General features: G+C 30.6%; 1 protein-coding gene. It reads right to left on the bottom strand.

Features of this window, described 5'->3' with window-relative positions; genetic code table 11:
• Positions 1 to 173: 173 nt before the first annotated feature.
• Complete coding sequence (locus tag C0V77_RS22720; RefSeq protein ID WP_101728686.1) at positions 174 to 4,247, bottom strand: COR domain-containing protein; 4,074 nt, start codon at positions 4,245 to 4,247, stop codon at positions 174 to 176.
• Positions 4,248 to 4,550: the final 303 nt, after the last annotated feature.

The raw sequence follows: 4,550 nt of genomic DNA on the forward strand, positions 1-4,550 counted from the left end.
AAAGACTACGATACCTGAAAATAGAAAATCCAATCTTTTACAGACTGGATTTCCTAAGCATCTCATCTTTTTGATGCAATTATCAAGGATGGCCTATATAATTATTTTAGAGCGGTCAATAGGTTCTCTACGATTTGGTAGAGCTTAGCCATTTTGAAAATCCTTGATATTCTTTAAATGGAGTTATTGTCTAACTTTCCTTTAACTTGTCTTTCATATATCTCTTCGAGATCTCGTCCTATAATCTCAATTTTCCCCGGATCCAGATCCTTCTCAATCATCATTTTTACCGATTCAGTAATCGTTCTCCATGCCATTTTGGGGTTATTAAAATCACTAATCGGTTTCGCTTGATATGGCAAAGCTGAAAAACGTTGAAGATTATAAGGCTCCTTTCTACCCCAGTCATAAAATTCTAAAATCACAGGTACGATTTTTATATTTTCTCCATTGTCATATCGATCAATCGCATTTTTTACTTCATGTTCAATAATGTATTTCGTGCTATAGAAATATTCACTAATCATAAAAAATACAATATCAGCTTCCTGAAATTTATGCTTAATCTTCGTATCCCAATCATCACCGGGATTTAAACTGGTACAATACCAAGGTTGTTCTATAAGTTCTGCATCTATCAATGGTTGTAAATATCTTCTAAGTGTGTGTATTTGAGTCAGATCTTTTTTAGAGTATGATATTACCACTTTTTTCTTTTTTACAGGGGTTTCAATAAATTCCATATAATCTTTTAACTTAAAAAGTTTTTGTTTTTCTGATTTCAAAGGCTCTGACAACTTCTTCTCAGAAAAGACATGCTTTCCTATTTCTGCATAATTCTCAAGCAGTTCTTTTGATATATAATCTACCCCATCTAATGTAACCATTTCCTCTAATTCATAGCCTTGATTAACATCCCTAATGAACTTAAGTACTTCATCTCTGAATAGAGGTTTTCCCTTTTTTGATAAATCATAAATATCAATACATGCCTTTCCATCTTCATTACCAAGATGAAATCTTATCATTATAATTTCTTCTGTATTTGGATTTTTTATTATCAATCCATCTTTCCAGTAATAAAATATATCTTTATTCTTATCAGAAGAAAATTGAGTTCCAAATTTCTGAAAAATACTTAAAATAACATTTTTATGAATGAATCCTTTGAATTCAAATCTTCGATATGTAATCTGACCTTCATTAAGAAACAGTTTAATTTTTCCATCAGGAATTTTAGGTAAATAGAGTGGTGCTATATATACATCTGAATACGGGTTATTGAAAATTATCTTGAATTCCTTCATCATTAATAATAGATCATCAACTTTATTATCATCTGTCCCAAGGATTTTTGCAACATAATCTCTTTTAAATTCTCCTTTTCTATCCACAAGTTTTTCAAGAACTTTATGCATATTCTCGATAACCCATTTCTTATCTACATATATTTTCTCTTCAGTGTCTTTACTCGTACATAATACAAGCCCTACTTGCTCCAAATATTTAACCAATCTTTTAGCTTGAGAATCATCAATAGGGTTTTTAATTATTCTATTGCAATAACTCATAAATTCAGTAAACGTTTGCACTGGCTCTCCTTCATAGGAATTTAGACTATTTTTTATTGTCTCATAAAACTTAGGAAGAACAGCTCCAATAATATTCATCTTATTAAGCATTTCCAAAAACAAACTATCAAAATGATCTAAATTTCTTTTGGGCTTAATGGAAATATTAATTATGTCATAAATAAATGAATAGTCATTTTTGAGAGTTTTATTTTCTTGAAATACAATTTTAGAAGCATTGTCAACCTTATTCTGAATTAAGAGTAGTGGACTGTCGTAAGTAACATCCCTTCTAATTTCAAATTCAAAATTATCTGCTTCAACATCCTTGGTATAGAACTTTACAGAATCCAACCAATATCTTATCGGATAATCTTGTGTTTCAACTTCTATTTCTAAATTTTCTCTTGTTCTCTGGGTAATTTTTCTTGTATTTAAATTATCAGTTTCTTTATCCCACAACAGTAGATAAATTGTATTGGTACTGTAAAATAAATGATGAGTGTCGTGATAATAGTCGTGTCCACCAAAATCAAAAATGTGTAACAAACATTCTTCTCCAATGGTATTAACCAAATACTTACTTTTTATAACCTTTTCATCCATCCAAAGAGTCGGAAGATGCTCATCTTTAAGACCATTTTCTTTATCCAAGTATTTTACCAAAGTAGATTTACCAACCTCACTATTGCCTGCCAGAATTACCTTAATATCTTTATTAATGTAGCGACCTCTTTTCTCAATATCATCAAGTATTCCTAGAACCGCTTCTTTCCCTAAGGTCACGATTTCCATTGGCGGCAACTCCAAAGGGTTCTTCGCTATATTTAATGTGTTTTTTTTCCATTTATCATTACTAATCCCAATATTCTGAATGATTCTTATGATCGGCCTTAAATCTCTTATAATATTGTTGTGTAAGTCTATTGTCTCAATACTATCTAATCCACTAATAAAATGTACATCTTTAATCTTATTATTACTAAGATATAGCTCTTTAAGATTATTCAGCTCTTCTAAAGCTTCAACCTTCGAAATGTTATTATTATTTAGGTGAACGATTTTTAGTGACTTTAATTTCTTTAAACCTATTATATTGGTCAACTCATTGTTACTTAGGTTTAAATATTCAAGCTTTTTTAGTTTAGAAACAGAGGTAAGAGAAGTAATACCCCATCTATTCCATTCTTTCTTACTATAATCATTCCAATCTCCTCCACAAATTAAGATTTTGAGTTCGGACAATTCATTCATTGATTCCGGCAATGATTGAATACTATTTCTATCTCCTTTGTTTTTACTGGTTAACTTCCTCCATTTCCCATTTTCATATTCAGCCCATTCATTACTTAAAATCAATTCCTCTATGTGTGTACATTCGAAAAGTTCAGGTATTATCTCCAGATTTCTTAACCCACAATTACCTAGATCCAATGTTTTTGAATTGGTTCTTAAACATTGCTCAATTAGAAAACTTGCCATAGATAAATCTGTATACCTTAGTTTATCTTCAAAAAAATGATTCTTTGAAATGCTCTCATCCCAAATAGATCTGACAAATGGTAAATAAAGAATACAACTACAAAGGGCACCAAAATTTTCAGGTTTTTGGGTTTTTATTCCTAATCTTCTAAAAAAACTCAGTACAGTTTCTTCGAACCCGTCATTAAAAATTCTATTAGGAAAAATACTCTCGAAAACTTTCTTTCTATGGTTTTCAGAAAGCATTGTGAGGTTATGACTGGGGGATTTTAAATATGCAAATGCATTTCTGATACTTGGACTCAGAAAGCTAAGATTATTGGTCAATTTAAATTTGATCAAATTCAGAAACCAATCCTTTTGAAGGACAGCAGATTTAGCTAATACGCGTTTATCTGGATATCTATTCCAGATATTTTTGCGGTATGCATTAAAATCGAGGTAAGCGATTAACTCTCCACAGAGTAATGTGAATTTCCGTTGTTCTTTAGATAAATCAGAATTGATGAATTCTTTAAAAGTAATTCCTGAAGACTTAAATTCATTCTCCAATCGCTTATAAAAATCTTTGGGCAATTCATGTTGGATGAATTCATTAAATTTTCTTTCAGCTAATTCATAGTAAAACTCTTTATCATCCCGAATTCTTTTTATTAGTTCATTGTTATAAATATTAGGAATTTCGGCCTCAATAACTAATTGCCCACTGGGTGTGTTTATGTCTAATGTATGATCTATAACAGAATAAAGTATATCTTTGTCGGGAGTGCAAAAAGTTAACCGAATACCTTCTACATTTTTGTTTTCATAGAATGCAGAACGCATGATATTGAGACTTAGACGTGGTTGAAGCTTACCTGCTCCTGTTCCTAGTAATGGACTAGCTATTTCTCTAATAACTTTTAACTCAGTTACTTTTTCTGCAAGTCTTTTTCCTATCAACCTGATTGAATAATAAGCACCTTCATCTCCATCGACTGTACAAACAAAGGCTATGAATTTACCTTTTGATTTTTTAGGTAAAATTCTAATATCACCAAGTTCATAATCTTTATATTCCCAAAGATTTGTTGCGATATCTAAGTCCTCTAAACCTCTCCTAAAAGAATTAGAAATGGTACCAACTGTTGAAATCGGGATTAACAATAAATCACAATCGACATTAAAAATACTATCGTTTAAAAAATCATTCATGCAAGACGTCTTGTAGTTCAATGAATCCTTAATGGTTCTAAAATAGGTTTAAGTACTTTCGATATTCTTGATAATATCACCAATCAGTACTTTCGGCAGGAGGGTTATCTAAATCGATTAGATTATTATCTTTAAGCCAGAAAATATTCAGCTTTGTTTCTTTTCATTAGATATGACAGGGCTTATAGTTTCTCTTTTAGCTCAGATTGACGTGGTTCATTTTTAGTTTACACTTTTTGCGAATTATTAAAAGACAAATATTTACTTTTTGAACCTATTTTTTGGTAGTACAATTCTTCAAAA

The organism is Emticicia sp. TH156, assembly GCF_002855535.1.
In the GTDB taxonomy this organism is placed as follows: domain Bacteria; phylum Bacteroidota; class Bacteroidia; order Cytophagales; family Spirosomataceae; genus Emticicia; species Emticicia fluvialis.